The following is a 24,320-nucleotide window of genomic DNA, read 5'->3' as shown; positions in this document are numbered from 1 at the left end:
GACATCATGGCTCTCACCTACATCCTTCTGCCGACCGCCCGGATGGAGCGCTCCGCCGCGTTCTGGCACTCCGTCGTCGGCGCCGATCCGGTCCAGGACATGCCGACGTTCAAGCTCTACCCGCTGGGCCACGGCTTCATGCTGGGCCTCTGGGCGCGCGAGGAGATCGTGCCGGAACCCGCGGCGGCGGGCGGCTCCGAGGTGTCGATCAGGCGGGACACCCCGGCCGAGGTCGACGCGATGCACGACGACTGGGCCGCGCGCGGCATCGCCATCCTCGCCGCTCCGGCGGACATGGGCTTCGGCCGAACGTTCGTCGCCGCCGATCCGGACGGGCACCGGATCCGCGTCTTCGCCCCCGCCGCGTAGCGCCGTCCCGCCGCGAACCGGCCTCTGGATCGGTTCGCGGCCCCGTTGACACGGTTCTAGGCAACCCGCAAACCTGCACGAAAGAATGGCAAAGGGATCGTTATGGCCAACTTCGTCGTCGGGCGTCGCCAGTTTCTGATGGGGAGCGCCGCCGTCGGCGCGGAGCTGGTGCTGCCCGCGCGGCTCCGGGCCCAGGAGGTGCTGAAGGTCGCCGGCATCCACGCCTCGCCAGTCGAGAATGCCTGGAACTCCCGCCTCCACAAGGCGATGCTGGACGCCGCCGAGGAAGGCGTCATCGAGTACGTCTTCTCCGAGGGCGTCTCCGCGACGGACTACCCGCGGGCGATGCGCGAGTACGCCGACCAGGGCGCCGACCTCATCGTCGGCGAGGCCTACGCGGTGGAGCGCGAGGCCCGCAAGGTGGCGCAGGACTATCCCGACACGGCGTTCCTGATGGGCTCCTCCGGCGATCCGTCGGACGCCAACTTCGGCACCTTCGGCACCTGGAACCACGAGGCCGCCTATCTTGCCGGAATGCTCGCCGGTCCGATGAGCGAGAGCGGCGTCTTCGGCTCGGTCGGCGCCATCCCGATCCCCGAGGTCAACATGCTGATCAACGGCTTCCGCGAGGGCGTCAACGCCGTGCGGCCGGACGCGCAGCACCTGATCGGCTTCATCGGCACCTTCTTCGACCCGCCGAAGGCGCGCGAGGCGGGCCTCGCGCAGATCGACGCCGGCGCCGACATCCTCTTCGGCGAGCGCATCGGCACGGCGGACGCGGCCAAGGAGCGGGGCATCAAGGCGATCGGCTCGCTGATCGACTATTCCGAGCGTTACCCCGATACCGTCTTCGCCAACGCGATGTGGTATTTCCGCCCGATCCTCAACGCCGCGATGGACGACGTGAAGGCCGGCAACCCGGTCGGCAAGAACTACACGCCGTTCTCTCTCATGGTCCACGGCGGCAACGACATCACGTTCGTCGAGGACATGGTCCCGGCCGACGCGGTCGCGGCGATGGAAGAGCGGCGCGCGGCCATCAAGGCCGGCGAGTTCGAGGTGCCGATCGACTTCTCCGAGCCGACCTGACATCCGTGACGCCCGTCCTGAGGCTCGAAGCGATCACCAAGCGCTTCGGGTCGTTCCTGGCCAACGACGACATCACCATCGAACTGAAACGCGGCGAGATCGTCGCGCTTCTGGGTGAGAACGGCGCCGGCAAGACGACGCTGATGAACATCCTGTTCGGTCACTACGTGGCCGACGCCGGCCGTGTCCTGGTCGACGGCGAACCGTTGCCGCCGGGGCGGCCGGGCGCCGCGATCGCCGCCGGCGTGGGGATGGTGCACCAGCACTTCGCGCTGGCGACCAACCTCACGGTGCTGGAGAACGTCACCGCCGGGACCGAGCCGCTCCTCGCGCTGCGGCGGCGGCGGCGGAACGCGCGGGCGAAGCTCGCGGCGCTGGCGCAGAAGTTCGGCCTCGCCGTCGACCCGGGCGCGCGGGTCGCGGACCTCTCCGTCGGCGAGCGCCAGCGCGTCGAGATCCTGAAGGCGCTCTACAACGATGCGCGCATCCTCATCCTCGACGAGCCGACCGCGGTGCTGACCGCGCCGGAGGCCGAGACGCTGTTCGCGACGCTCAAGACGATGGCGCGCGAGGGGCTGTCGCTGATCTTCATCTCGCACAAGCTGGGCGAGGTGATGGGCGCGGCCGACCGCATCGTCGTCCTGCGCCAGGGCAAGCTCGTCGCCGAGCGAACACCCGCGTCGACGTCACGCGCGGAGCTCGCCGAGCTGATGGTGGGCCGCCGCGTCGCCCGGCCGCGCCACACCGAGGCGCACGTCGGCGGCGTCGTGCTCGAGGCGCGGGACGTCAGCGTGACGACCGGCGGGCGCAGGCGGCTTGCCGACGTGTCGTTCGAGGTCCGCGCGGGCGAGACGCTCGCCATCGTCGGCGTCTCGGGCAACGGCCAGTCGGCGCTGGGGGCGCTGGTCTCGGGGCTCGCGCGGCCGTCCGCCGGCCAGCTCACCATCCTGGGCGCGCCCGCCGCCGACCCGCGGACGCTGGTCGGGCGCGGAGTCGGACGCATCCCGGAGGACCGCCACGCGGAGGGCGCGGTGGGCGAGCTCACGGTGTGGGAGAACGTGATCCTGGAGCGGGTGCGCGATCCGCGCTTCGCCGCGCGCGGGATCGTCCGGCGCGGCGCTTCGAAGGCGCACACCGCGGCGGTCGTGCAGCGGTTCGACGTGCGGGGCGGCGGCGCCGGGGGCCGCGCGGCGCTGCTGTCGGGCGGAAACCTGCAGAAGCTCATCCTCGGCCGCAACCTCATCGAGGGGCCGAAGCTCCTGGTGGCGGCGCAGCCGACGCGCGGGCTCGACGAGGGCGCCATCGCCGAGGTGCACCGCGAGATCCTCGCCGCGCGCGGCGCGGGCGCGGGGGTCCTCCTCATCTCGGAGGATCTCGACGAGGTGCTCGGGCTGGCCGACCGGGTACAGGCCATCGTCGGCGGCCGCCTGTCGCCGCCGGCACCGGCGGATACGCTCGACGCGAGGCGCCTCGGCCTGATGATGGCCGGCGAGTGGCACGAGGCGGCATGACGGACGAACCAGGGAAAGGCCGTCATGCGGCTTGAACGGCGTGAGACACAATCGGCGTGGCTGATGCTGGCGGCGCCGCTCGCGGCGGTCGCCGTGGCGCTGGTGCTGTCGGGCGGCCTGATCGCGCTGTCCGGCGCGTCGGTGCCGGAGGCCTTCCGGCGCATCGCCATCGGCGCCTTCGGCTCGCGCCTCGCCATCACCGAGACGCTGACGCGCGCCACGCCGCTGATCCTCACCGGTCTCGCCGTGGCCGTCGCCTTCCGCGCGCGGGTCTGGAACATCGGCGCGGAGGGGCAGCTCTACCTCGGCGCCGTCGCGGCCGTCGCCGTCGGGGCGACGAACCCGCTCGGCCTCCCGGCCCCGCTCCTGGTGCTCGTCGTCGCCGCGGCGGGCGCCGTCGCGGGGGCGCTGCTCCTCGTGCTCCCGGTGGCGCTCAGGCTCCGCTTCGCGGTCGACGAGGTGGTGACGACGCTGCTTCTCAACTTCATCGTCCTCCTCTTCGTGTCGATGATGATCGAGGGGCCGATGAAGGACCCGCTGGCCTTCGGCTGGCCGGCCTCCGTGCCGGTCGACGACGCGGCCACCCTCCCCCACCTCGTCGAGCGCTCGCGGCTCCATGCCGGCCTCATCCTGGCGCTCGTGATGGCGGTGGTGGTGCAGTACGTCATGACCCGCACGGTGTTCGGGCTGGAGGCGCGGGCCACAGGGCACAACCCCGCCGCGGCGCGCTTCGCCGGCGTCCCGGTGGGCAGGACGCTCCTGAAGGTGGCGGCGCTCTCGGGCGGCCTCGCCGGGCTCGCCGGCGCCATCGAGGTGATGGGCGTGAAGGGCTACGTGACCACCGACCTCTCGCCCGGCTTCGGCTATGCCGGCATCATCGTCGCGATGCTCGCCAACCTGTCGCCGGTCGGCGTCGTCGGCGCGGCGATCTTCTCGGCGGCGATCTTCGTGGGCGCCGACTCGATGGGCCGCGCCATGGGCGTGCCGAGCTTCATCGCCGACGTCACGGTGGCGCTCGCGCTGCTGACGATGCTCGTCGCCCTCCTCCTCACCACCTACAGGATCCGCCGATGAACGTCTTCGTCGACGTCCTCGCCTCGGCGGGCCTCTGGGAGGCGGTGCTGCGCATCGCGACGCCGCTCATCTTCGGCACGCTCGGCGCGCTCCTGTGCGAGCGGTCGGGCGTCCTCAACCTCGGCATCGAGGGCATCATGACCTTCGGCGCGATGATCGCGTGGCTGACGGTGTTCGGCGGCGCCAACCTCTGGGTGGGGCTGCTCGCCGCGGCGGCCTGCGGCGCGCTCTTCGGTCTCCTCCATGCGGCGATGACCGTGCCGCTGGGGCTCTCGCAGCACGTGACGGGCCTCGGCATCACGCTGCTCGCGTCCTCGCTCGCCTACTACCTCTTCCGCCTCGCGATCCCGGTGCAGGGGACGCCGCCGACGGTGGAGCCGTTCCAGCCGGTCGACTGGGCGTGGCTCGACCACGTCCCCGTTGTCGGCCCGCTCCTCGCGGCGCAGACGGCGCCGACCTTCCTGGCGCTCGCGATGGTGCCGATCCTCGCCTACGTGCTCGCCGCGACGCCGCTCGGCCTCGCGATCCGCATGACGGGCGAGAACCCGCACGCCGCCGAGGCGCAGGGCATCGACCCGATCGCGACGCGGATCGGCGCCGTGGTCGCCGGGAGCGCGCTGATGGCGCTCGGCGGCGCCTTCCTCACCCTGTCGGCGTTCAACAGCTTCTTCCCGACGATGGTGCAGGGGCGCGGCTGGGTCTCCATCGCGCTGGTGGTGTTCGCGATGTGGCGGCCGTGGCGGGCGCTCCTCGGCGCGCTCCTCTTCGCCCTGTTCGACGCCTACCAGCTCCGCCTGCAGGCCCAGCTCGGCAAGGAGGTGCCGTACCAGCTCTTCCTGATGATGCCGTACGTCCTGTCCATCGCGGCGCTGGTGGTGATGGCGCGGCGGGCCCGCGTGCCGCAGGCGCTGATGCAGCCCTACCGCCGCGGCGAACGCTGACGGCGGCCCCCCGGCGCGCCACCGCGCCCGCCGCCGGCCCGCTTGCGGGCACGATCACGGGCGGATCGCGCGTCTATCACATCTCGGTGTCTTGCCCGCATGAATTGCATCGTCATCGTTCCAACGAACGCGGGTCATGATAAGGGCGGCGATCCGTTCATCAGGACCCGCATATGGGCAACATTGTAACGTTTTTGACCGCCTGCATTTCTCTACTTTTCGTTGCTTCCACCACCGCTCCCGCCGCTGCCGATGACCTCACCGAGCGCGGCGCCTACCTCGTCAACACCGTCATGGCCTGCGGCAATTGCCATACGCCGATGGGCCCGCAGGGGCCGGACATGAGCCGAGCCCTCTCCGGCGGCCTCGAGTTCGACACGCCGGGCTTCCACGTCACCGCGTCCAACCTCACGCCGCACGACACCGGCCTCGGCTCATGGTCCGACGAGGAGATCAAGCGCGCCCTGGTCGAGGGACGGCGGCCGGACGGCAGCGCCCTCGCGCCGATCATGCCGACGAGCTTCTACAAGGTGCTGACGCCGCGCGACCTCGACGCCATCGTCGCCTACCTGCGGACGCTCCCGCCGGTGGACCGCAAGGTCCCCGCGCCCGAATACGCGGGCGATCCGCCGCCCGCCTTCCCCGGCGCCGAAGCGCCGATCGCGGAGGAGGACCAGGGCGCCGACCCGGTGCGCAAGGGCTTCTACCTCGTCACCATCGCGCACTGCATGGAGTGCCATACCGACTGGGAGGCCGACGGGCCGCCGGCGATCGGCGCAGGCGGGCGTCCCCTGCCGGGCCCCTGGGGCGTCTCGATCTCGGCCAACATCACCAACGACCCGCACGCCGGGCTCGGCGAATGGACCGACGAGGAGATCGTGCGCGCCGTCACCGCCGGCGTCTCGCGCGACGGTCGCGCCCTGCTGCCGCCGATGGGCTACCCGTTCTATGCCGGCATCTCGCCTGACGACCTCGCCGCGATGGTCGCCTACCTGCGCACCGTTCCGTCGACGCACTGACCGCCCGGCGCGGGGCGGGCTCGGCGCGTCAGACCGCGCGCAGGGCCAGGATCGCGACCATGGAGAAGATCACCGTCGCCATGGTCCCGAACCGGATCGCCGCCAGCACGGCGGCGGCGATCACGAGGATCTCGCGCCAGCCGCCGTTGATCGCGGCGGGGACGACCAGCGTCGTCATCACCGCCGCCGGCACCGCGTCAAGCGCGGCGGCAACGCGGAAGTGGATCCGCTCGAAGCGCGACAGGATGAGGTATCCGGTCACCCGCGCGCCGTACGCCACGGCGGCGCTGGCGAGGATCATGACCATCGTGTCGCTCATTCCGCCGGATCCATGATTCTCGGGCTCATCGGAGCGGGGGTCGCCGCGGCTTCGGACACCTCGGGCGGGTCGGGCCGGGCGGCGATCGCCGCCGCGATCATCCCGCCGAGACCGCCGAGCGTGATGTGCCAGGGCGGGCCGAGGAAGGTCACGCCCCACTCCGGCGCCTTGTAGACCAGCGAGGAGACGACGAACGTCGCGACCACCGTCAGGCCCCAGTTCGGGCGATGACGGAACGAGACGACCAGCGCCAGGAAGTAGATCGGCATCAGCATGTCGAGCGCGTACGCCTCGGGGTCGGACAGGAGCTGGCCGAAGAGGACGCCGAACACGGTCGCCGTGACCCAGGCGATGTAGAGCGAGATGCCGAGCGAGAAGTAGGCCACGAGGTCGAGCCGCGGCTTGTTCTCCTGGATGAAGGCGAAGGCCGGATCGATCAGCACGAAGAAGGCCGGGATCTTGATGCGCCAGGGCAGATGGCGGATCACCGGCGTGACGGCGGCCGAGTAGAGGAGGTGGCGGAAGTTGATCGCCAGCACCGACACGAGGATCGACCAGAGCGGCGCGGAGTGGCCCCACAGGTCGATGGCGACGAACTGGGCCGCGCCGGCGAACACCGTCGCGCTCATGACCGTCGCCTCGAACGGCGACATGCCGCGGCCCACCGCCAGCGCGCCGAACAGGACGGCAAGCGGCGCAAGCGCGGTAAGGACGGGCAGCCCGTAGGCCGCCCCCCGCCGGACGGAGGACCAGAAGGAGTGGGGCACCTCAGCGACCTACACCTGCCGCCCCCGCCCCGCAAGCGGCTGGCCGTGGCCGCCGGATCTTGCGCCTGCCGTCCCCGCAGGCACGGACCTTGCGCCGGCCGCCGCGCGCGTCTAACCGCTGGGACGGCGCTCCACCGGCGGCACCGGGCGGCCGCCGTGCCATGACCCGGGCTGCCGTCCGCGCCGCCTCCGAAACCGTCACGATCGGCCCCTCCCATGATGAAGCTCGCAGCCGCTCTCCTGTCAGCCTGCATCGCCGCTCCGGCGCTGGCGGACGGTCTCGTCGTGGAGGACGCGTCCGGCACCGCCGCCCCGCTGGCCACGCACACCGGGACAGCGCCCGCGGCGGTCCATTTCTGGGCCACGTGGTGCGGGCCGTGCCTGACGGAGCTGCCCCGCCTGGCGGACCTCATGGCGGACCGGCCGGACCTTGCCGCGCACATCGTCATCGTGTCGGTCGACACCCGCTCCATCGACAGCGTGCGCGCCTTCCTCGCCGACCGGCTGGGGCTCGACCTCGAGACGCTTCGCGTGGTCGAGGGGACGCCGGGCGACACCTACGGCGTGCGCGCCTACCCGGCGACGGTGTTCCTCGCCGGCGACGGCACCCTCGCCGCGAAGGTGGAAGGGTCGATCGACTGGTCCGACCCCGACCGGGTGGCGGACCTCGCCGCCAGCCTTGCCGATTGAGCCGTTCCGCCCGGGATATTCGACCGGGCGCTAGCCGCGCAGGGCGCCGACGACGTTGCGCGGCAGCGCGGCGAGCCCCGGCAGCAGCGCCAGGAGCATCGCCAGCGAGACGAACGCCGCGACGAGATGCACCTCCGGCCAGCCGAGCGTGGCGGTGACGAGGATGTCGGTCTTCTCCGTCACCATGCGCGACAGGAGCGCCGTCGCGCCGTACCCGACCGCGAGCCCGGCCAGCGCCCCGAGGGCGATCAGGCTCGCCGCGTAGGACCAGACCACCGCCAGCACGAAGCGCACCGGCGCGCCGAGCGCCCGCAGCAGCGCCAGCCGCTGCGCGTAGAGCCGGGTCAGGATGACGAGCCCCGTCAGCACCCCCGCCGCCACCAGCACCTGGGTCACCACCGCGAGCAGCGACATCACCTGCCGCACGTCGCCGAGGAGGCTGTAAAGCTGTGCCAGGACCGCGCCGGGGAAGAACGCCATCACGTCGTCGCGGGTGAATGCGTCGCGCAGGGCGTAGTTCGCCCAGAGCTGGTTCGCCCGCACGATGATCGCCGGCGTCCCGGGGAAGGCCGCCGCGTCGAACGGCTCGCCGACGGTGCCGTCCCAACCCTCGGCGTGCCCGTCCGAGAGGCCGTGGACGTGCCAGACCGCCTCGATGGGCACCATGACGGCGCGGTCCCACGGGCTGCCGGTCGGCGCCATGCGGCCGACGACGTGGAAGTGCTCCTCCTCGTGGGCATGCTCGTCGGCCTCCGGTCCCATGCCGTGCGCGGGCTCGAACTCGTCGCCGACGGCGAGCGGCACGCTGGCGCCCACCACCGCCTCGGCCTCGTCCGCGAAGACGCGGCCCTCGGCGAGCGTCCCGGCGAGGTACTCGACGAAACGCGGCGTGGTGCCGACCACCGGCGCCCCGTCGACGCTGTCGCCGAAGGCGATCGGCGCGGCGATCCGGACCCGCGCGTCGGAGGCGACCTCCTCATAGATCTTCCCGTCGAGGAGCGGCACGTCGGCGGGCTGGAGGTAGACGGCGGCCAGCAGCATCGTCATCTCGCTGCCCGGCGCGGCGAGGACGAGGTCGAACTTGTCCGCCGCCCGCGCCGTCCCGGCCCTGAGCCCCCTCTCCTGCGCGATCAGGCCGACGCCGATGCCGACCGAGACGGCGATCAGCGCCACGAACATGACGTTGGTCAGCCGGAAGCGCCACAGCATGGCCCCGACCAGCGGGAACGGCCGGAACCCGGCGATCAGGATCAGGCCGAGGAGGAGCGCCGGCGCCAGCAGTCCGGCAGTGAGGAGCGCGTCCTGCGTGTTCGGGGCGAGGCCGTCCCAGTAGTCCCGCAGCTGGACCCAGTAGGCCGGCATCCGGGAGGCCTGGAACGCGGCCCAGTCGGCGGCCTGCCCGGCGAACCGGACCGCCTGATCCCAGTAGGGGCGAAGCTGATCAAGCATGGTCCGCCCCCGCTGGCGCCGCGTTGGGGAGGAGGACGCCGTTCATGACGGTGACCGTCCGGTCCATCGCGTCCAGCAACGCCGTGTCGTGGCTGACCGCGATCAGCGTCTTGCCGCCGGAGCGTGCGGCGCCGACGAGGTCGCCGATGAGCTGGCCCTTGGCGGCGGCGTCGAGGCTCGCGGTCGGCTCGTCGGCGAGGATCACGCCCGGATCGGCCGCCAGCGCGCGGGCGAGCGCGATGCGCTGGCGCTCCCCGCCCGAGTAGGTGCGGACGGCACGGCGGCCGGCGGGAACGCCGAGCTCATCGAGGTGCTGCCGCGAGCGCCTGCGCATCGTGTCGCGCCTGCGCCGGGGGGCGAAGGCTGTGCCGATGGAGGCGTTGGCCTCGGCTCCGAGCTCCTCGAACAGCAGGAAGTCCTGGAAGACGAGGCCGACGAAGTCGCGCCGGAAGCGCGCCCGTGCGCCGGCCCGGAGCGCCAGCACGTCAGCCTCGCCCCACACGACCTTCCCGGTCGCGTTGGGCAGGAGGCCCGCCAGAGCGTAGAGGAAGGTCGATTTCCCCGCGCCCGATGGCCCCTTGATGCCGACGCACTCGCCCGAGCGCGCGGTGAAGTCCGGAATGTCGAGAAGCCGTCGGTCGGCGGCGGTCACCACCAACTGGGAGACGGCGAGCGGTAGGCCCATGATCGTCCCGTGTCGTTTCAGGTCAGGGTGCCCGCGCGAGGCGTCCGGCGCAGGCGGGACCGCCGCGCCGCGCTCGCGCGCCGGCAGACCGCCGGACGGCGGCAAAGGCGCCCGCGTGCGGCCGGGCGGGGCCGAGACGGGGTGTCAGGCCCGCTCGTAGTTGGAATCGGTGAGGCGCACGCGGGAGACGAAACCGGTGTCGGGGTCGGTGTACTCGCCGAGTTCCAGCCGGCCCCGCACGATGATCGGCACGTTGAACGGCACCACGTCGACGACCCGCTTCAGGTAGATGGCGAGGATGTCCTCCGGCCAGTCTACCGAGCTCTCGCAGAAGGGGCAGACCGCCATCGGGCGGTTGGTGAGGACGAAGAAGCGCGCGTCGGCCTTCAGCGGCGGGGCCATGAAGCCGCGGATGCTGACCCGCTGCTCGGCCCGGTCGGTGGCATACTTCGTGAAGTCGCCGTTGCGCTTGTAGAGCTCGCGGAGCCTGACGGTCACCTCCTCCGTCTGCGCCAGCGACTGCGTGGCGAGCGGAAGGGCCGGAAGCAGCGCGGCGGCGGAGGCACCGGCGATGAAAGTGCGGCGGTCCATCATACGCATCCTTCGAACTCGTGCGTGGGCGAGCCTGCCGTACGCGATGGTGCGGCCGGCGAGGCGTCGGTGGCAAGGCGGTCCCGCGCCGCCTTTTGTCGCTGCGGCCGGCTCCCGCCGTGTCGCCGCGACGGGGGACCGCATGGAAGGAAGGGCCGACGTGGCGGCCCCTCCGGGTCAGCCGGCGGCGCTTACTGCGCCGCTCCCTCGACCGCGTAGTCCATCACGTGGAAGATGTAGTTCTGCTCCACGGTGCCGTCGAAAAGGTGCGCGAACGGACCCTTGGCCCACAGCGCGACGTCCTCGCCCGAGTGCGTCTCGGACGACATCGGGATCAGCGCCTGCTGCAGGTAGTCGATGTCCTGCGCCTCGTCCTCGGTGAGGTCCGGACGCGAGCCGGAGTAGGTGCCGTCCTCCTGCTTCACGAGGACCGAGCCCGCGCCGTTCAGGAAGCCGATGACGGTGTAGGGCTTGCCGTCGGCGCCGAGGTTGGGCTCGTCGCTGTGCTCGATCTGGCCGGCCTTCACCTTGTAGCAGAGGCCGAGGACCGGCGAGCCGCGGCCGCAATAGCCGTTGAACGCGATGGCGTGCTCGTGGTCGGCGGTGACGATGATGAGGGTGTCCTCGTCGTTCGTCAGCTCGTCGGCGGCGGCGATGGCCTTGGCGAACTCGACGCCGTCGGTGAGCGTGCGGTAGGCGTTGCCGTCGTGGTTGCCGTGGTCGACGCGGCCGGCCTCGATCTCGAGGTAGTAGCCGTTATCGTTGTTGGCGAGGTACTCGATCGCGGCGCGGGTCATGTCCTCGAGGGAGGGTTCCTCCTCGGGGGCGCGGTCGGCCTCGTAGGCCATGTGCGAATCCTCGAAGAGGCCGAGGATCGGGGTCGTGCCGTCGAGGTTCAGCCCCTTGAAGGTCTCGGTGTTCCAGGCGTACTGGGCGCCCGCGTCCTTCGCCTCGGTGACGAGGTTGCGGCCGTCCTTGCGGCGGCCCTTGCCGCCCTCGTCGGTCTCGGTGCCCTCCGGCACGAAGTAGCGGCGGCCACCGCCGAGCGCGATGTCGACGACACCGGCCTGCATCTGGTCGAAGAGCTGGGTGGCGATGTCCTTGGCGCTGTTGCAGCCCTCGGGCAGCTCGCCTTCCCAGTCGCGGTTGGCGGTCTTGGCGTAGACGGCCGCGGGAGTGGCGTGCGTGATGCGGGCGGTCGAGACGACGCCGACCGACTTGCCCTTCTCCGTCATCATCTCGGCGAAGGTGGTGAGGCGGTTGCCCTCCTCGGAGGCGCAGTCGTCATGCACCGCGCCTTCGGGGGCGAGGTTGATGGTGTTGAAGACCTGCTTCACGCCGGTGTTCATCGAACCGGCCGTCGGAGCGGAGTCCGGCGTCTGGGCGTTGACGTTGTAGGTCTTGATCAGCGCGAGGTAGGGGAATTCCTCGTACGGCAGGACGTGCTCGGAGCCGAGCTTGCCCTCCTGCTGACCCGCAAAGAGGCGGATGGCGTAGTTGGTGCCGACGCCCATGCCGTCGGCGACGAACAGGATGACGTTCTTCGCCGGGGTGGTGATCGGCTGACGGGCGAGCTTCTGCTGCAGCGTCGTCTGGCCGTCGGTGAACCACTGGCTGAAGGCCTGCGGCAGGTCCTGGGCCTCGGCGGCACCGATCGCAAGCGCGATCGCCGTGGTGGCCAACGCGAGTGTCTTCATTGCGTCCTCTTGGGGTCGAGCGATGTGCCTGCCGCATAGACCCGTAAGATGACATTTCGATCACAAAATGGCCGGGAAATGCCGGACGCGGGGCATTCGCTCCCGGGCATGCACAACGTCCGCCTGCGCCGCCCGTCGCGGGCTCCCCTCGCTCCATCGGCTTGCGCCATCGGCACGACGCTTCGCACGCATCCACCCGTTCCGGCCGGACCCGCATCCGGGTCGCCGTACATCGCGCGCGCAATCGCGACCCGGTGCAGACCGGCGCCGGCCCCGTCACGTGCCGGCCCGAAGGAGCCGCTGCCGGATCAGGCGGCCCGGTGCCGGGGCATGCCGGCCGGGGTGAGGCGATCCCGCACGGGTCCCTCGTCGCTCGCGTCGTCGGACGCGGGCGCGCTCCCGCCGCGGGGCGGGCGCCGGAACGTCAGCCGATGCGCTCGCCGTCCTCGGTGCGCATGGAGCGGAGCGCGCGGCGCAGGTTGCGGCGACGCAGGTGCCCCAGCTGCTCGACGGCGGCGCGGGCGGCGTTGGTGTCGCCGTCGACGATGGCCTTCGTCAGCGCCCTGTGGTCGCTGAGCGCCTCGGTATGGCTCGCGCCGTCGAGGAAGAGCGGGGAGATGAACGTCGTCAGCGCCGTCTCGATCACCGAGTAGACGTGACTGCAGAACATGTTCTTCGCGCCGTCGATCAGCAGCGAGTGGTACGCGTACTCCACCTCGGCCAGCTGCAGCCGGTCGGCGGTGTTCGCCTGCTCCATGGCCCTGAAGGCAGCCTGCAGGCCGGCGCGGTCGAACGAGGCGTCCTCGGCGCAGCGGTTGCACGCGATGATCTCGACCGCCATCACGAAGTCGACCAGGTCGTCGAGGACCTTGTCGTCAGGATCGTAACGGATGCGCCAATCGATCACGCTGCGGTCGAAGAGGCTCCAGCTGTCGACCGGCGTCACCTCGGTTCCGAGGCGGCGGCGGGTGCGAAGCATCCCCTTGGCGACGAGCGTGCGCACCGCCTCCCGCACCACGGTGCGCGACACGCCAAGCTCGTCGACGATCTCGGACTCGTTCGGGATGATACCGCCAACCGGCACCTCCCCTGTCACGATCCGGCGCGCAATCGCCTCGACCGTGACCACCAGCAGAGTTGCCCCGGGAGGCGCTGGCGAACCGAACCGGCCAGCCATCCCCAACCGCGTCATGTTTGGACCAATTCCATTGACATCTGAAATCTCAATTGCATGCCAGCAATGTACCTAAAATGCGATGAATGCACTATTGTTCTACACACAGACGGAAAAAACATACCCCTTTCGAATTTCGGTCAATTTTTCACCTCAAATAATACAACTCAGGCACACTCTGGTCAAACGACGGGCAAGGGCTCGGGCGCTCTGGTCGTACGGTCCGAACGTAGCAGAAGCTGGCGGTGATTGAGAGTCGACGCCGCCGCCTGCCAAGCAAACGAAAAAGACAAAAGAGATTTCTCCTCGATCCGATCCAGATCGAGATCCACGATTACCCGCTCGAACAGGGCAAACAGGTCGAGCCGGATCTGGTCGTATTCGCTGTCGCTCTTTGCCTCCTCGATACGTGATACGAGCTCGACGATCTCAAGGTTGTAATGATCTGCGCGGTTCTTGCGTGCATTGGCGAGCCAGATCCGCGCCTGCCACAGCCCCGAGGCCAGCAGCGCCAGCGCCGTCACGCCCAGCGCCAGCGGCTCGGCGTACTCGACAATAAAGATCGGATCGTCCTGGCGATAGTAGCGGTCCGCGCCGGGGTGAACACCGAAGGCGAGGCGCTCCTCCTCCGTCGGCGCGGTGATGAAGGCCGCCTGCGGGAGCTGCCGCACCATCGCCTGCCGCCGCTCGAACAGCGCGCGGGTCACCGCCTCGACGGTGGCCTCCGGAACCTGCCGCCCCACCGCGAGCAGGCTGCGCACCGACACCACCGGGATCGGCCGGTTCGGCACCGGCCGGTCGCCGGAGTAGGTGCCGACCGGCACCATCTTGGCCTCCAGCGCCGGATCGAACAGCGCCATCGCCTCGGCCTGGTCGATCGCCACGAGCTGCGTCGGCGTCGACTTGATGATGTCCTGGATCGTCTGGTTGCCGAGCGCGACGACCATGAAGAACGCGTCGATCTCCCCCTTGCGGATCGACTCGGCGTGGTCGGACAGGCTGCCGTGAATGATCGTCAGGGAGTCGTGCGGCACCTCGTAGTGCGCCAGGAGCCGGTCGAACAGCCCGTTCGACCCGGCACCGGGCGGCATCAGGCCCACCGTCTTGCCCCTGAGGTCGTGCACGCTCTCGATGCCGGCCCCTTCGCGGGCGACGAGGTGGAACGCCTCGGGGAAGAGGCGGGCCATGACGGTGACGTTGCCGGCCACCGGCGTGTCGCCCTGGATGAGCCCGAGATCGGCCTCCCCGTCATGGATGCGCTTGGCGTTCTGCGACGCTCCGGCGGACGGCATCGAGACGATGTCGGCCACGTCGCTGGGGTCGAGCGAGCGCGCCAGGACCTCGCCGAACACCGCATAGGTCCCGCCCGACGTGCCCGCGCTGAGACGCAGCGTCGCCGGCCCGCCCGTGTCGAGTTCCCACCACGCGAGGGCCCCGCCGATCGCCAGCGCCAGCACCGCCACGAGGGAATACAGAAGGGGGCGGCTGATCATGCTCGTCCTTGAGGTTCGAAGCGAACTCGAATGAGGTAACGTTGAAGAAAAGTGCGCAACAGGCAAGCCGGCCGATCGGACGGGCCCGTTGCCCATGGGAGGGACGATGAGCGTACTCGTGTGCGGGGAAATGCTCTACGACGTGTTCGTGGAGGGGCCGAGGGAGAACGGTTTCGCGCTCGACGCCAGGATCGGCGGGTCGGCGCTGAACGTCGCGACGGGGCTCGCGAGACTCGGCCGCCCGGTGAGCCAGCTGACCGGCGTCTCCACCGATCTTTTCGGCCAGCGCCTCGCCAGCCACCTCGAGAGCGAGAACGTCGGCACCGCCTTCCTGAAGCGCACCGCCGCCCCCACGACGTTCGCCGTCGTGGCCCCCGGCCCCGACGGCTCCCCGACCTACACCTTCTACGGCGGCGAGGAAGCCGCGGACCGGCAGGTGGAAACGACCGACCTCCCCCCGCTCGACGGCATCGACACGCTGGTCTTCGGCTGCTTCTCGCTGGTGACGCGCCCGACGAGCGAGTCCTTCCTCGCCCTCGCGCGGCGGGCGAAGGGGCGCGACCCGGCGCCGCTCGTGGTGCTCGACCCGAACGTGCGCCGCTCGTTCGAGCCGTCCGCCGCCGTCTGGCGCCAGCGCATCGCCGACTTCGCGGCCTTCGCCGATATCGTCAAGACCTCCCGCGAGGACCTGAGCGAGACCTACGAGACGCCTCCCGAGACGGTCGTCTCCGGCTGGCTGGAGCAGGGCATCGCCGCCGTCATCGTCACCGACGGCCCCCGCGGCGCGGTGATGCACACCGCCGGGCGGAGCGTCGCGGTGGCGGCGCCCCGCGTCGAGGTCGTGGACACGGTGGGCGCGGGGGACAGCTTCCTCGCCGCCCTCCTGACCGCGCTCGCCGACCGGGGCATGACCACCGCCGCCGGCGTCGCCGCGCTCGACGAGGCGCAGTGCCGCGCGGTCCTGGCTTTCGCGGTGCAGGCGGCGGGCGTCACCTGCACGCGCCGCGGCGCCGACCTCCCCCGCCGCACCGACCTGCCGGCGCTCTGACGCCCGGCCCGAACGTCCCCGTCGCACATGACCGCGGTCGGCCGCGTCGCCCGGCCGGCCTGCCGATCGCGGCTCCGGAGCGCGCGGGTCACGGACTGTTGAAAGCCCTGTCGCGCGTCCTTTCGCCCGGCGCTCGGTCCGGTTGCCGATACAAGAGGAACCCGCTAAACGGTGGGGTCTCTTGGGGCGTAGCCAAGCGGTAAGGCAGCGGTTTTTGGTACCGCCATGCGCTGGTTCGAATCCAGCCGCCCCAGCCAATCCGCCCCGATTCCGATGCGCCCACACGCCAGCCGCAAGGCACCGCGGCGCCGCGCGTGCCCCCCTTCCGGGCGGCGTCGCCCCGGCACGGTCGGCCGCAGGACCGCCGATCCGGCTTGTCGATTGTTCCGCTCCCGGCTGCATCGCACCGCACGGTGGCATTCCATTGAGTTACAGGGCGTTTCGGCAGCCGGATACACACCGGCGCGGGTCCGAGTGCGACATTTCGGTATTATCCGCGCGAATCTTAATGTCTCGGCAAGGTTTGAACAGGCGGCAACGTTGCAGCGCCCGCACAAGTCCTTTACCGAATAAAGGTGCATATTTCCGACATCACTTGTTCCGAAAGGTCGCCAGGATGAGACGCGCATTGGCCTTTGTCCTGATCGCTATCCTCTCTGGCTTCCTCGCGCCTGCGCCGACCATCGCGCAGACGAACGAGGTGCCCAGCACGTACGGCAGCCACCCCCTGCCCGCCGCCACCCAGCGGCGCCTGAAAGAGACCCGCGGCAGCGTTCCGGCCAAGATGCGCCGTACGATGGACGTGCTGAAGGCGCAGCGCCTCATCCCGAAGATCAAGCGCACCGCCGCCGCGTACGGGATCGACCCGATCCACATCCTGGGCGCCATCGTCGGCGAGCACGTCTTCAACTACGACATCCGGGACAACCTGCAGCAGGTGGCGCTGCAGCTCGGCCGGCGCATGCGCAACGTGGAATTCGCCTGCGGTTCGGTGCCGCTGGAGCGCGTGCTCGCCATGCCGCAGTTCAACCAGTGCCGCGGCTCGTCCAACACCTACTGGACGTGCGTCGAGTCCACCTGGCAGAGCAAGGTCCGCGGCAGCACGGTCGACGGCGTCCGCCTCCCCCGCCGCAACCTGACCGAGTCCTGCTTCAACCCGTTCGCCACGGGCCAGACCTACGGCCTCGGCCAGCTTTCGCCCGTCACCGCGCTGAAGATGATGGACACCACCAAGCTGCCGAAGCTGACCTACAAGGACGCCGACGCGATCTACGAGCGCATCATCGACCCCGACGAGTCGCTGCACGTCATCGCGGCGGTCATCGTCGACGCGATCAAGGCCTACCGCGCCGTGGGTGTCGACATCTCGAACCGCCCGGGCATCACGGCAACGCTCTACAATGTCGGCAACCCGTGGGTGCGCGCCCGCAAGTCGCGCGGCAACCCGAAGGTCAACTACTACGGCGCCTACGTCGAGGACCACATCGACGTGCTGGAGGACATGCTCCGCTAGTCCTCCAGTCCGGGCCGGCCGCCGGACTCCGCAGGGGTCCGCGCCGGCCCTCTCGGGCCCGCAGGGCCGACGCCTATTCGCCGGGATTCATGAGCGCCTGGGTGTTCTTGTCGGTGAAGTGCACCATCAGGTGCTCATGCGGCAATCCCGCCGCCATGATCCACGGACGGATCGGGTCCTCCAGGCTGTAGCTCGTCGTCAGCTCCGCGGCGCCCTCGTTGAGCGGCAGCGGCATGACCATCACGTGCGGGCTCATCTGCACGACGTCGCCACCCGCCTGGTTCGACTGGGTGCCGGAGGTCGCGACGAAGGTCGCCGCGCCGACGTCCACCGCCGTCTTGCTGACGTTCATGCCGGCCAGCATCCACACAAGGCCCGGTGCCGTGGGCAGGGTCCCGCCGTCCTTCGCCTTTCCGGACCAGATCGCGCTCAGGAACGCCCACGCGTTCTGGTCGAGGCACATCGGATCGGGATAGGGAAGCGCCGGCTTGCCGAGCCGCAACGAGAACGCGCCGCTCGCGATGCACGTATAGGGCCCCGACCCGTACCGAGCGAGGGTGAGCTTGCCGCCATCGGACCAGCCGAAGATGGTCGCGTCATGCGTGACGGACGGCGGCGCGGCGGTCAAGGCATCGGCGATGGCGGCAGATGTCCAGGCGTCGTCGCCGGCCATCGCAGTCGTTGAGACCGCGGTTAATGAAATTGCTGTCATTGCAGAAAGGACGGCTCTCCCGGCCGTCTGGCCAAGAACCTTCATCTTACTTTCTCCATGATCAAATAGCGCCAGCCGATACGCCGGAATACCTTCGACATGCGATCGCCAACGCTGAAGGTCCACCCTACCACCTCAACGCGATTTGCAGAAATCGCGAGCCCGGGACGTCCGGTCCGGGTCGCTGCCGGCGATCGGCCGCGAGCGACGCGCCGGCACGCCCGGCGGCAATGGCCGGGCGGACGCCCTATGGCGCCGTGCGGGCGCGGGCCGGCGGGGCGGTCGCTTCGTCTTGCCCGTCACGCCCGGGCGGCGCCGCTTCTTCTGCGCGGCGCGTCCGGCGGGGCGGGACGAGGCTCTCGCCCTCCATCGTCAGCAGCGTGTGCGCCCTGGTGATCAGCCGGCCGAGCTCGTGGAACAGGGGGATCTGCGCCGACGTGGTACGGTAGGCGAGCACCACCTCGCGCGGCTGGGCGCCGGCGAGATCCGTCAGCGCCACGTCGTGCCCCTTCGCCACCCCCGCCGCGACGGCGACGTTGGGCAGGAGCGTCAGGCCGAGCCCCTGCTCGACCATCGCCACGAGAGTCGGCAGGCTCGTCGCGGCGAAGGTCTCGTCCCTGGTCAGCGCAAGGTCGGGAAAGCTCGACAGGGCGTGCCGCTGCAGGCAGTGGCCCCGCTCCAGGAGCAGCAGGTCGCGGCCCTCGAGGTCGTGTCCGTCGACGGAGTCGCGGTTGGCGAGCGGGTGACCACGCGGCACGGTGAGCTGATAGCCGTCCCGGAACAACGGCTCGACCGCGATCTCGGCCGGAAGGTCGTGCGGCAGGGCGATGATCGCGACGTCGAGCCGGCCGGCGACGAGACCGTCCACCAGCGACGCCGTCAGCTCCTCGCGCAGGTAGAGCCGCAGCGCCGGAAAGGCCGAGCGGATCAGCGGCAGCGCGCGCGGCATGATGAACGGCCCCACCGTGGGGATCGCGCCGAAGCGCACGGATCCGGCCCCGAAGGCCCCCGCCGACCGCGCGAAATCCTCGATATCGGCGACATCGGCGAGCACGGAGCGCGCGCGCCGTGCCACCTCGAGTCCGACCGGGGTCAGCACGACCGAGTGGCGGCTCCGTTCGGCGAGCTGCGCCCCCAACGCGTGCTCAAGATCCTTGAGGCCGGTCGAGAGCGTGGACTGCGTGACATGACAGACTTCTGCAGCACGCGAGAAATTGAGCGTCTCGGAAAGTGCGACGAGAAAGCGGAGCTGGCGGAGAGTGGTCATCGCTTATTTCAATCACAACGGCGCAATAATTCAATTTCCCTGATCACCTCGCCGCGCTCATCTACTGTCCAGTGAGTTCGCCGCCTGCCGGACCGAGGCCTCACCCCGGCGCACCTCCGCCACGGAGCGGGAGGGCGCCCGGGGCGGCGCAGCCGGCGTCGCGGCAGGGTGCAGACGGAAAAGGACCTCGCCGACCATGAGACCCACGTTCGCCGCTCCGGCCGCCGTTCGCGCCGGGGCCCTCGGCCCGTCCGGCACCGGGTCCGGAACGGCACGCGGCCGCCGGATCGGAGGCTGACCCATGGCGACGACCTTCACCCCCCTCGCCTCGCTGGGCGGGGGCGCGCTGATCGGCCTCTCCGCCGTGCTGCTGATGGCGTTCCTCGGCCGCATCCTCGGGGCCACCGGCATCCTCGCCGGGGCGCTCGGCTTCGGAGACCGTGCAGACTGGCCGATGCGTATCGCGCTCGTCGCGGGCATGGTGCTCGGCCCCGTCATCTATCTGGCGCTCACCGGCGCCTTCCCGGTGGTCGAGGTCCCCGCGAGCCGGGCAATGCTGGTGATCGGCGGGCTCCTGGTCGGCGTCGGCGTCACGTTCGGCGGGGGCTGCACGTCGGGCCACGGGGTGTGCGGGCTCGCGCGCCTGTCGCGCCGCTCACTGGTCGCCACCCTCACCTTCATGGCCGCGACGTTCGTCACCGTCTTCGTCATCCGTCATGTGTTGGGGGTCTGACCGATGCGGCTCATCATCGCTCTTGCCATCGGCGCCGTGTTCGGGCTCGGAATCAGCGTTTCGGGCATGGGGAACCCCGCCAAGGTGTTGAACTTCTTCGATATCGCCGGAACCTGGGATCCCTCGCTCGCCTTCGTCATGGGCGGCGCGCTGACTGTCACATTCATCGGCTATCGCCTCGTGCTCGGCCGCCCGCGGCCGGTCTGCGCCGACAGCTTCCAACTGCCGACGAAGACGCAGGTGGACCGCCGGCTGGTCGCCGGGTCCGCCGTCTTCGGTGTCGGCTGGGGAATAGCCGGGTTCTGCCCCGGCGGTTCGCTGCCGATGCTGGGCACCGGGCTGACCGATGTGTTCATCTTCGTCGCGGCCCTGTGCGCGGGTCTGGCGGCCGCGCGCCTCCTCGACGGTGTCGCGAAACAATCTGGAGGACGGGATGCTCTATCCGGTGGATCTGTCCGTAAAACCTGAGGTGAAGGGGTTCTTCGACCCCGCCACCAACACAATCTCCTACATCGTCAAGGATCCCGGCTCGAAGGCCTGCGCGATCGTCGATTCCGTCATGGACATCGACTACGCCGCCGGCCGCATCACCTACGAGCACGCCGACGCGATGATCGCCTACGTCCGGGACGAGGGCCTCGAGCTCGAGTGGCTGATCGAGACCCACGTCCACGCCGACCACCTGTCCGCCGCGCCGTACATCCAGCAGAAGCTCGGCGGCAAGGTCGGCATCGGGCGCTACATCACGGTCGTGCAGGAGACGTTCGGCAAGATCTTCAACGAAGGCACCGAGTTCCAGCGCGACGGCTCGCAGTTCGACCGCCTGTTCGACGACGGCGACACCTACACCGTCGGCACGATGGCTTGCTTCGCGATGCACACCCCCGGCCATACGCCCGCCTGCATGACCCACGTCATGGGCGACGCGGCCTTCGTGGGAGACACGCTGTTCATGCCGGACGGCGGGTCGGCGCGGGCGGACTTCCCGGGCGGTGACGCGGGCACCCTCTACGATTCCATCCAGAAGGTGCTGGCGCTTCCGGACGGGATGCGCCTCTTCATGTGCCACGACTACGGCCCCAACGGGCGCGACATCCGCTGGGAGACGACCGTGGGCGAGGAGAAGGCCCACAACATCCACGTCGGCGGGGGCAGGAGCCGGGAGGAGTTCGTCAAGTTCCGCACCGAGCGGGACGCGACGCTCGCCATGCCGCGGCTCATCATCCCGTCACTGCAGGTCAACATGAAGGGGGGCGAGCTGCCGGAGGCGGACAGCAACGGCAAACGCTACCTCAAAGTCCCACTGAACGGCCTTTGATGCGCGCACCGGCCCACCCCGGCGTGCTCCAGGGCGCCGAAATCGCCGGAGTGCGGCCGTGATCGACAAGATACGGGAGTTCGTCCCCCTCCTCGACTGGGGACGCACCTATTCGCGGCACGCGCTGTCGAACGACCTGATGGCGGCGGTGATCGTCACGATCATGCTGATCCCGCAGTCGCTCGCCTACGCGCTGCTCGCCGGCCTCCCGCCGGAGGCGGGCATCTACGCCTCGATCGTGCCGATCCTCCTCTACACCGTCTTCGGCACGAGCCGCGCGCTCGCGGTCGGCCCCGTCGCCGTCGTCTCGCTGATGACCGCCGCGGCCGTCGGCGAGGTCGCCCAGCAGGGGACCATGGGCTACACGGCCGCCGCGCTGACGCTCGCCGGGCTGTCGGGCGCGCTTCTCCTCGCGATGGGCATCTTCAGGCTCGGCTTCCTCGCAAACTTCCTCAGCCATCCGGTCATCGCCGGGTTCATCGCCGCGTCGGGCATCCTGATCACGGCGAGCCAGCTCAAGCACGTCCTCGGGATCTCGGCCTCGGGCGACACGCTGATCGACATGGTGGCGTCCCTCGTCGCCCACATCGACACCGTGAACCCGGTGACGCTCGTGATCGGCGTGTCGGCGACGGCCTTCCTGTTCTGGGTCCGCAAGGGGCTGAAGCCGACGCTCGTGAAGCTCGGCGTGTCGCCCGGCGCGGCGGGCGTCGCCACCAAGGCGGGGCCGGTCGTCGCCGTCATCGCGACGACGCTCGCGGTGTGGGGGCTCGGGCTGACCGGACTGGGCGTCGCCGTCGTCGGCGAGGTGCCACAGAGCCTGCCGCCGCTCACCATGCCCTCGCTGTCGCCCGAGCTCCTCGGCACGCTCTTCATGCCGGCGGTGCTGATCTCGGTGATCGGCTTCGTGGAATCGATCTCGGTTGCGCAGACGCTGGCGGCCAAGAAGCGGCAGCGGATCGACCCGGATCAGGAGCTGATCGGCCTCGGTGCGGCGAACATCGGCGCGGCCTTCACCGGCGGCTATCCGGTGACGGGCGGCTTCTCCCGCTCCGTCGTCAACTACGACGCGGGGGCGGAGACGCCGGCGGCAGGCGCGTTCACCGCGCTCGGCCTCGCGATCGCCGCCGTGGCGCTGACGCCGCTGGTCTACTTCCTGCCCAAGGCGACGCTGGCCGCGACGATCATCGTGGCCGTGCTGAGCCTCGTCGACCTCTCGATCCTGCGGAAGACCTGGTTCTACTCGAAGTCGGACTTCTACGCGGTCGCGACGACGATCCTGCTGACGCTGGTGCTGGGGGTCGAGGTCGGCGTGTCGGCGGGCGTGGTGATGTCGATCGCGCTCCACCTCTACAAGACGAGCCGGCCGCACGTGGCCGAGGTCGGGTGCGTCCCGGGCACGCAGCACTTCCGCAACATCAACCGCCACCGGGTGGAGACGGACACCTCGCTCCTCACCCTGCGCGTCGACGAGAGCCTCTACTTCGTCAACGCCCGGTTCCTGGAGGACCTGTTGCAGGACCGTCTGGCGGAGCGTCCAGAGATCCGCAACGTCATCCTGATGTGCTCGGCGGTGAACGAGATCGACTATTCGGCGCTGGAGATCCTCGAGGTCATCAACCATCGCCTCAAGGAGATCGGCGTCGGCTTCCACCTCAGCGAGGTGAAGGGCCCGGTGATGGACCGCCTGAAGGGCGCCCACTTCCTGCAGGAGCTGAACGGTCGCGTGTTCCTGTCCCAGTACGACGCGTGGCTCGCGTTGGGCTCGCTCCGGCACGCGGCGCAGTAGGACCGCGCCGCCCGCCGTCGGGAGGGAGGGGCTGCCCCCCTTCCGGGGCCGTCAGCCGGCCTGCTTGTCCACCCACTCGAGGTAGGTGTCGAGGCCGGCCTCGAGCTGGCTCGGAAACACCTCGATCTCGAAGAGCGTCGCGCTCGCCGGGCCGGACGCGGCGGCCTTGACGTCCCGCACCGCGGTCTCGAGGTCGGCGGGCTCGTAGTCGCCGCGGCCGATGTACGTCAGCGCCAGGATCTCCGCCTGCTCGTCGACGTTCAGCGTGTCGATCATCGCGGCGACCTCCTCCAGCGTGTGGCTGGGTTCCCGCTCGTCCGAGAGGCCGGACTCGTCGGCCTGCGTGAACGAGGTGGCGGAGTCGATCTCGATCTCCCGCTCGATCTCGTCGGCCTCGGCGTCCGGCTCCTCGAAGAGCGCGGCGCTTGCCCGTGCGGCGATGAGGCGCACGAGGTCCTCGTCGACGTTGAGTTCGCGCGCGCCGCTGCGTTCACGAAGGCTCATCGCTCATCCCCCTCCGAAGCCTTTCCAGGATGCACGCCCCTGCCCTTGTTCAGCTCGGCCCGGGCACGGGCGTCCTTGTCGACCATCTTCGCGCTGTCGACCGGATCCGCGTCGGGCTCGGTCTTCACGTCCGGCCATGCGTTCCGCTGGTTGTGCACATTCGCTTGATTGTCGCCCTGGAGTTGGTTGTTCCCCATGATGTCCGAGGCTAGATCCGTCGCGCCCAGACGGTCGTCCGCCTCGGGCGCGTTCTGTCGGCTACGCGCCGCAGAGTGGTTCGGCTTTGCCATTGGTCTCTCCCAAATCCCTTCGGAGCGGACAATGTCGCCGGCGGGCCAAAAGTTGCGCGTAGCTGAATTGCACGCCATCGCACCGTCGCAATTGGAAAGATCACGTTCGGTCCGTGTTCATCCCGCGAGGCCCTAATGGATCTATCCGAGTAGCGGGCCGCAGTTTCAGTAAGGAGAGTATGACGATGGCCAGCGTGAGTCTTCCGACTTCCGATTCATCCAACGGCGCAGCCGCGCCGTCTTCGACCCAAACCAGGCCCACCGTTCCCCCGTCGCCG

The 24,320-nt window shown here is 70.1% G+C and carries 25 protein-coding genes and 1 tRNA gene; 14 read left to right on the top strand and 12 right to left on the bottom strand.

The features are described from left to right. The first annotated feature begins 6 nt into the window (after positions 1-6). The 6 genes from DLJ53_RS05810 (at position 7) to DLJ53_RS05785 (ending at position 6,003) form a co-directional block, all read left to right on the top strand. A complete protein-coding gene (locus tag DLJ53_RS05810; RefSeq protein WP_111343088.1) occupies positions 7-369 on the top strand; it encodes a VOC family protein in 363 nt (120 codons plus the stop codon). Positions 370-507: 138 nt separating this feature from the next. Further along, entirely contained in the window at positions 508-1,458 is a 951-nt protein-coding gene (locus tag DLJ53_RS05805) for a BMP family protein (protein ID WP_244935035.1), read from the top strand. 5 nt (positions 1,459-1,463) lie between these two features. After that, complete coding sequence (locus DLJ53_RS05800; protein ID WP_202913008.1) at positions 1,464-2,969, top strand: ABC transporter ATP-binding protein; 1,506 nt, start codon at positions 1,464-1,466, stop codon at positions 2,967-2,969. A gap of 24 nt (positions 2,970-2,993) precedes the next feature. Next, the gene (locus DLJ53_RS05795) at positions 2,994-4,043 is read left to right on the top strand and encodes an ABC transporter permease (RefSeq protein ID WP_111343085.1); all 1,050 of its coding nucleotides are present in this window, start codon (positions 2,994-2,996) and stop codon (positions 4,041-4,043) included. Beyond that, the gene (locus tag DLJ53_RS05790) at positions 4,040-4,984 is read left to right on the top strand and encodes an ABC transporter permease (RefSeq protein ID WP_111343083.1); all 945 of its coding nucleotides are present in this window, start codon (positions 4,040-4,042) and stop codon (positions 4,982-4,984) included. The genes DLJ53_RS05795 and DLJ53_RS05790 overlap by 4 nt, the downstream gene beginning before the upstream one ends. 173 nt (positions 4,985-5,157) lie before the next feature. Further along, entirely contained in the window at positions 5,158-6,003 is an 846-nt protein-coding gene (locus DLJ53_RS05785; RefSeq protein ID WP_111343082.1) for a cytochrome c, read from the top strand. 28 nt (positions 6,004-6,031) lie between these two features. Here DLJ53_RS05785 and DLJ53_RS05780 read toward each other — a convergent pair whose 3' ends face one another. Together DLJ53_RS05780 and DLJ53_RS05775 are read right to left on the bottom strand one after the other, a co-directional pair. Further along, a complete protein-coding gene (locus DLJ53_RS05780; protein ID WP_111343080.1) occupies positions 6,032-6,322 on the bottom strand; it encodes an AzlD domain-containing protein in 291 nt (96 codons plus the stop codon). After that, complete coding sequence (locus DLJ53_RS05775) at positions 6,319-7,089, bottom strand: AzlC family ABC transporter permease (protein WP_111343079.1); 771 nt, start codon at positions 7,087-7,089, stop codon at positions 6,319-6,321. Before DLJ53_RS05775 ends, DLJ53_RS05780 begins: the two co-directional genes overlap by 4 nt. A gap of 216 nt (positions 7,090-7,305) precedes the next feature. Here DLJ53_RS05775 and DLJ53_RS05770 point away from each other — a divergent pair, with 216 nt between their 5' ends. Next, positions 7,306-7,779: a TlpA family protein disulfide reductase gene (locus DLJ53_RS05770; protein ID WP_111343077.1), complete on the top strand. Its 474-nt coding sequence runs from the start codon at positions 7,306-7,308 to the stop codon at positions 7,777-7,779. A gap of 30 nt (positions 7,780-7,809) precedes the next feature. Here DLJ53_RS05770 and DLJ53_RS05765 read toward each other — a convergent pair whose 3' ends face one another. The 6 genes from DLJ53_RS05765 to DLJ53_RS05740 form a co-directional block, all read right to left on the bottom strand. Then, positions 7,810-9,228, bottom strand: coding sequence for an FtsX-like permease family protein (locus DLJ53_RS05765; RefSeq protein ID WP_244935009.1), 1,419 nt, complete (start codon positions 9,226-9,228; stop codon positions 7,810-7,812). Further along, complete coding sequence (locus tag DLJ53_RS05760; RefSeq protein ID WP_111343076.1) at positions 9,221-9,913, bottom strand: ATP-binding cassette domain-containing protein; 693 nt, start codon at positions 9,911-9,913, stop codon at positions 9,221-9,223. The genes DLJ53_RS05765 and DLJ53_RS05760 overlap by 8 nt, the downstream gene beginning before the upstream one ends. A gap of 144 nt (positions 9,914-10,057) precedes the next feature. Beyond that, the gene (locus DLJ53_RS05755) at positions 10,058-10,504 is read right to left on the bottom strand and encodes a bromodomain-containing protein (RefSeq protein WP_111344121.1); all 447 of its coding nucleotides are present in this window, start codon (positions 10,502-10,504) and stop codon (positions 10,058-10,060) included. Between the two features lie 191 nt (positions 10,505-10,695). Continuing rightward, the gene (locus DLJ53_RS05750) at positions 10,696-12,201 is read right to left on the bottom strand and encodes an alkaline phosphatase (RefSeq protein ID WP_111343074.1); all 1,506 of its coding nucleotides are present in this window, start codon (positions 12,199-12,201) and stop codon (positions 10,696-10,698) included. Positions 12,202-12,625: 424 nt separating this feature from the next. Then, entirely contained in the window at positions 12,626-13,378 is a 753-nt protein-coding gene (locus tag DLJ53_RS05745) for a FadR/GntR family transcriptional regulator (protein ID WP_280525498.1), read from the bottom strand. Between the two features lie 179 nt (positions 13,379-13,557). Beyond that, positions 13,558-14,868 carry a TAXI family TRAP transporter solute-binding subunit gene (locus DLJ53_RS05740; RefSeq protein WP_162408925.1) on the bottom strand — a complete coding sequence of 437 codons (1,311 nt, stop codon included), beginning with the start codon at positions 14,866-14,868 and terminating at the stop codon, positions 13,558-13,560. Between the two features lie 106 nt (positions 14,869-14,974). Here DLJ53_RS05740 and DLJ53_RS05735 point away from each other — a divergent pair, with 106 nt between their 5' ends. The 3 genes from DLJ53_RS05735 to DLJ53_RS05725 all read left to right on the top strand — a co-directional run bounded on the left by DLJ53_RS05735 (position 14,975) and on the right by DLJ53_RS05725 (position 17,429). Continuing rightward, positions 14,975-15,916, top strand: a complete 942-nt coding sequence (locus DLJ53_RS05735) for a carbohydrate kinase family protein (RefSeq protein ID WP_111343069.1) — start codon at positions 14,975-14,977, stop codon at positions 15,914-15,916. 182 nt (positions 15,917-16,098) lie between these two features. Then, positions 16,099-16,173 (top strand) — tRNA-Gln (locus tag DLJ53_RS05730). A 371-nt stretch (positions 16,174-16,544) separates the two neighbouring features. Then, positions 16,545-17,429 carry a DUF1402 family protein gene (locus DLJ53_RS05725; protein ID WP_244935008.1) on the top strand — a complete coding sequence of 295 codons (885 nt, stop codon included), beginning with the start codon at positions 16,545-16,547 and terminating at the stop codon, positions 17,427-17,429. Between the two features lie 73 nt (positions 17,430-17,502). Here DLJ53_RS05725 and DLJ53_RS05720 read toward each other — a convergent pair whose 3' ends face one another. Together DLJ53_RS05720 and DLJ53_RS05715 are read right to left on the bottom strand one after the other, a co-directional pair. Next, positions 17,503-18,267: a hypothetical protein gene (locus tag DLJ53_RS05720; RefSeq protein ID WP_202913007.1), complete on the bottom strand. Its 765-nt coding sequence runs from the start codon at positions 18,265-18,267 to the stop codon at positions 17,503-17,505. A 121-nt stretch (positions 18,268-18,388) separates the two neighbouring features. After that, positions 18,389-19,408: a hydrogen peroxide-inducible genes activator gene (locus tag DLJ53_RS05715; RefSeq protein WP_111343064.1), complete on the bottom strand. Its 1,020-nt coding sequence runs from the start codon at positions 19,406-19,408 to the stop codon at positions 18,389-18,391. Between the two features lie 301 nt (positions 19,409-19,709). Between DLJ53_RS05715 and DLJ53_RS05710 the strand changes: the two genes are divergently transcribed. The 4 genes from DLJ53_RS05710 to DLJ53_RS05695 all read left to right on the top strand — a co-directional run bounded on the left by DLJ53_RS05710 (position 19,710) and on the right by DLJ53_RS05695 (position 23,248). Next, positions 19,710-20,141: a YeeE/YedE family protein gene (locus DLJ53_RS05710; protein ID WP_111343062.1), complete on the top strand. Its 432-nt coding sequence runs from the start codon at positions 19,710-19,712 to the stop codon at positions 20,139-20,141. 3 nt (positions 20,142-20,144) lie between these two features. Further along, complete coding sequence (locus DLJ53_RS05705; protein WP_111343061.1) at positions 20,145-20,609, top strand: YeeE/YedE family protein; 465 nt, start codon at positions 20,145-20,147, stop codon at positions 20,607-20,609. Further along, positions 20,575-21,459 carry an MBL fold metallo-hydrolase gene (locus tag DLJ53_RS05700; protein WP_111343059.1) on the top strand — a complete coding sequence of 295 codons (885 nt, stop codon included), beginning with the start codon at positions 20,575-20,577 and terminating at the stop codon, positions 21,457-21,459. The genes DLJ53_RS05705 and DLJ53_RS05700 overlap by 35 nt, the downstream gene beginning before the upstream one ends. Positions 21,460-21,520: 61 nt before the next feature. Beyond that, a complete protein-coding gene (locus DLJ53_RS05695; RefSeq protein WP_111344119.1) occupies positions 21,521-23,248 on the top strand; it encodes a SulP family inorganic anion transporter in 1,728 nt (575 codons plus the stop codon). Between the two features lie 51 nt (positions 23,249-23,299). Here DLJ53_RS05695 and DLJ53_RS05690 read toward each other — a convergent pair whose 3' ends face one another. Both DLJ53_RS05690 and DLJ53_RS05685 read right to left on the bottom strand, forming a co-directional pair. Continuing rightward, a complete protein-coding gene (locus DLJ53_RS05690; RefSeq protein ID WP_111343058.1) occupies positions 23,300-23,752 on the bottom strand; it encodes a DUF3775 domain-containing protein in 453 nt (150 codons plus the stop codon). Then, on the bottom strand, positions 23,749-24,042 hold the full coding sequence (locus DLJ53_RS05685; RefSeq protein WP_111343056.1) for a hypothetical protein: 294 nt from the start codon (positions 24,040-24,042) through the stop codon (positions 23,749-23,751). Before DLJ53_RS05685 ends, DLJ53_RS05690 begins: the two co-directional genes overlap by 4 nt. Positions 24,043-24,320: the final 278 nt, after the last annotated feature.

The organism is Acuticoccus sediminis (assembly GCF_003258595.1).
In the GTDB taxonomy this organism is placed as follows: domain Bacteria; phylum Pseudomonadota; class Alphaproteobacteria; order Rhizobiales; family Amorphaceae; genus Acuticoccus; species Acuticoccus sediminis.
This window is presented reverse-complemented; position numbering and strand designations above follow the sequence as displayed.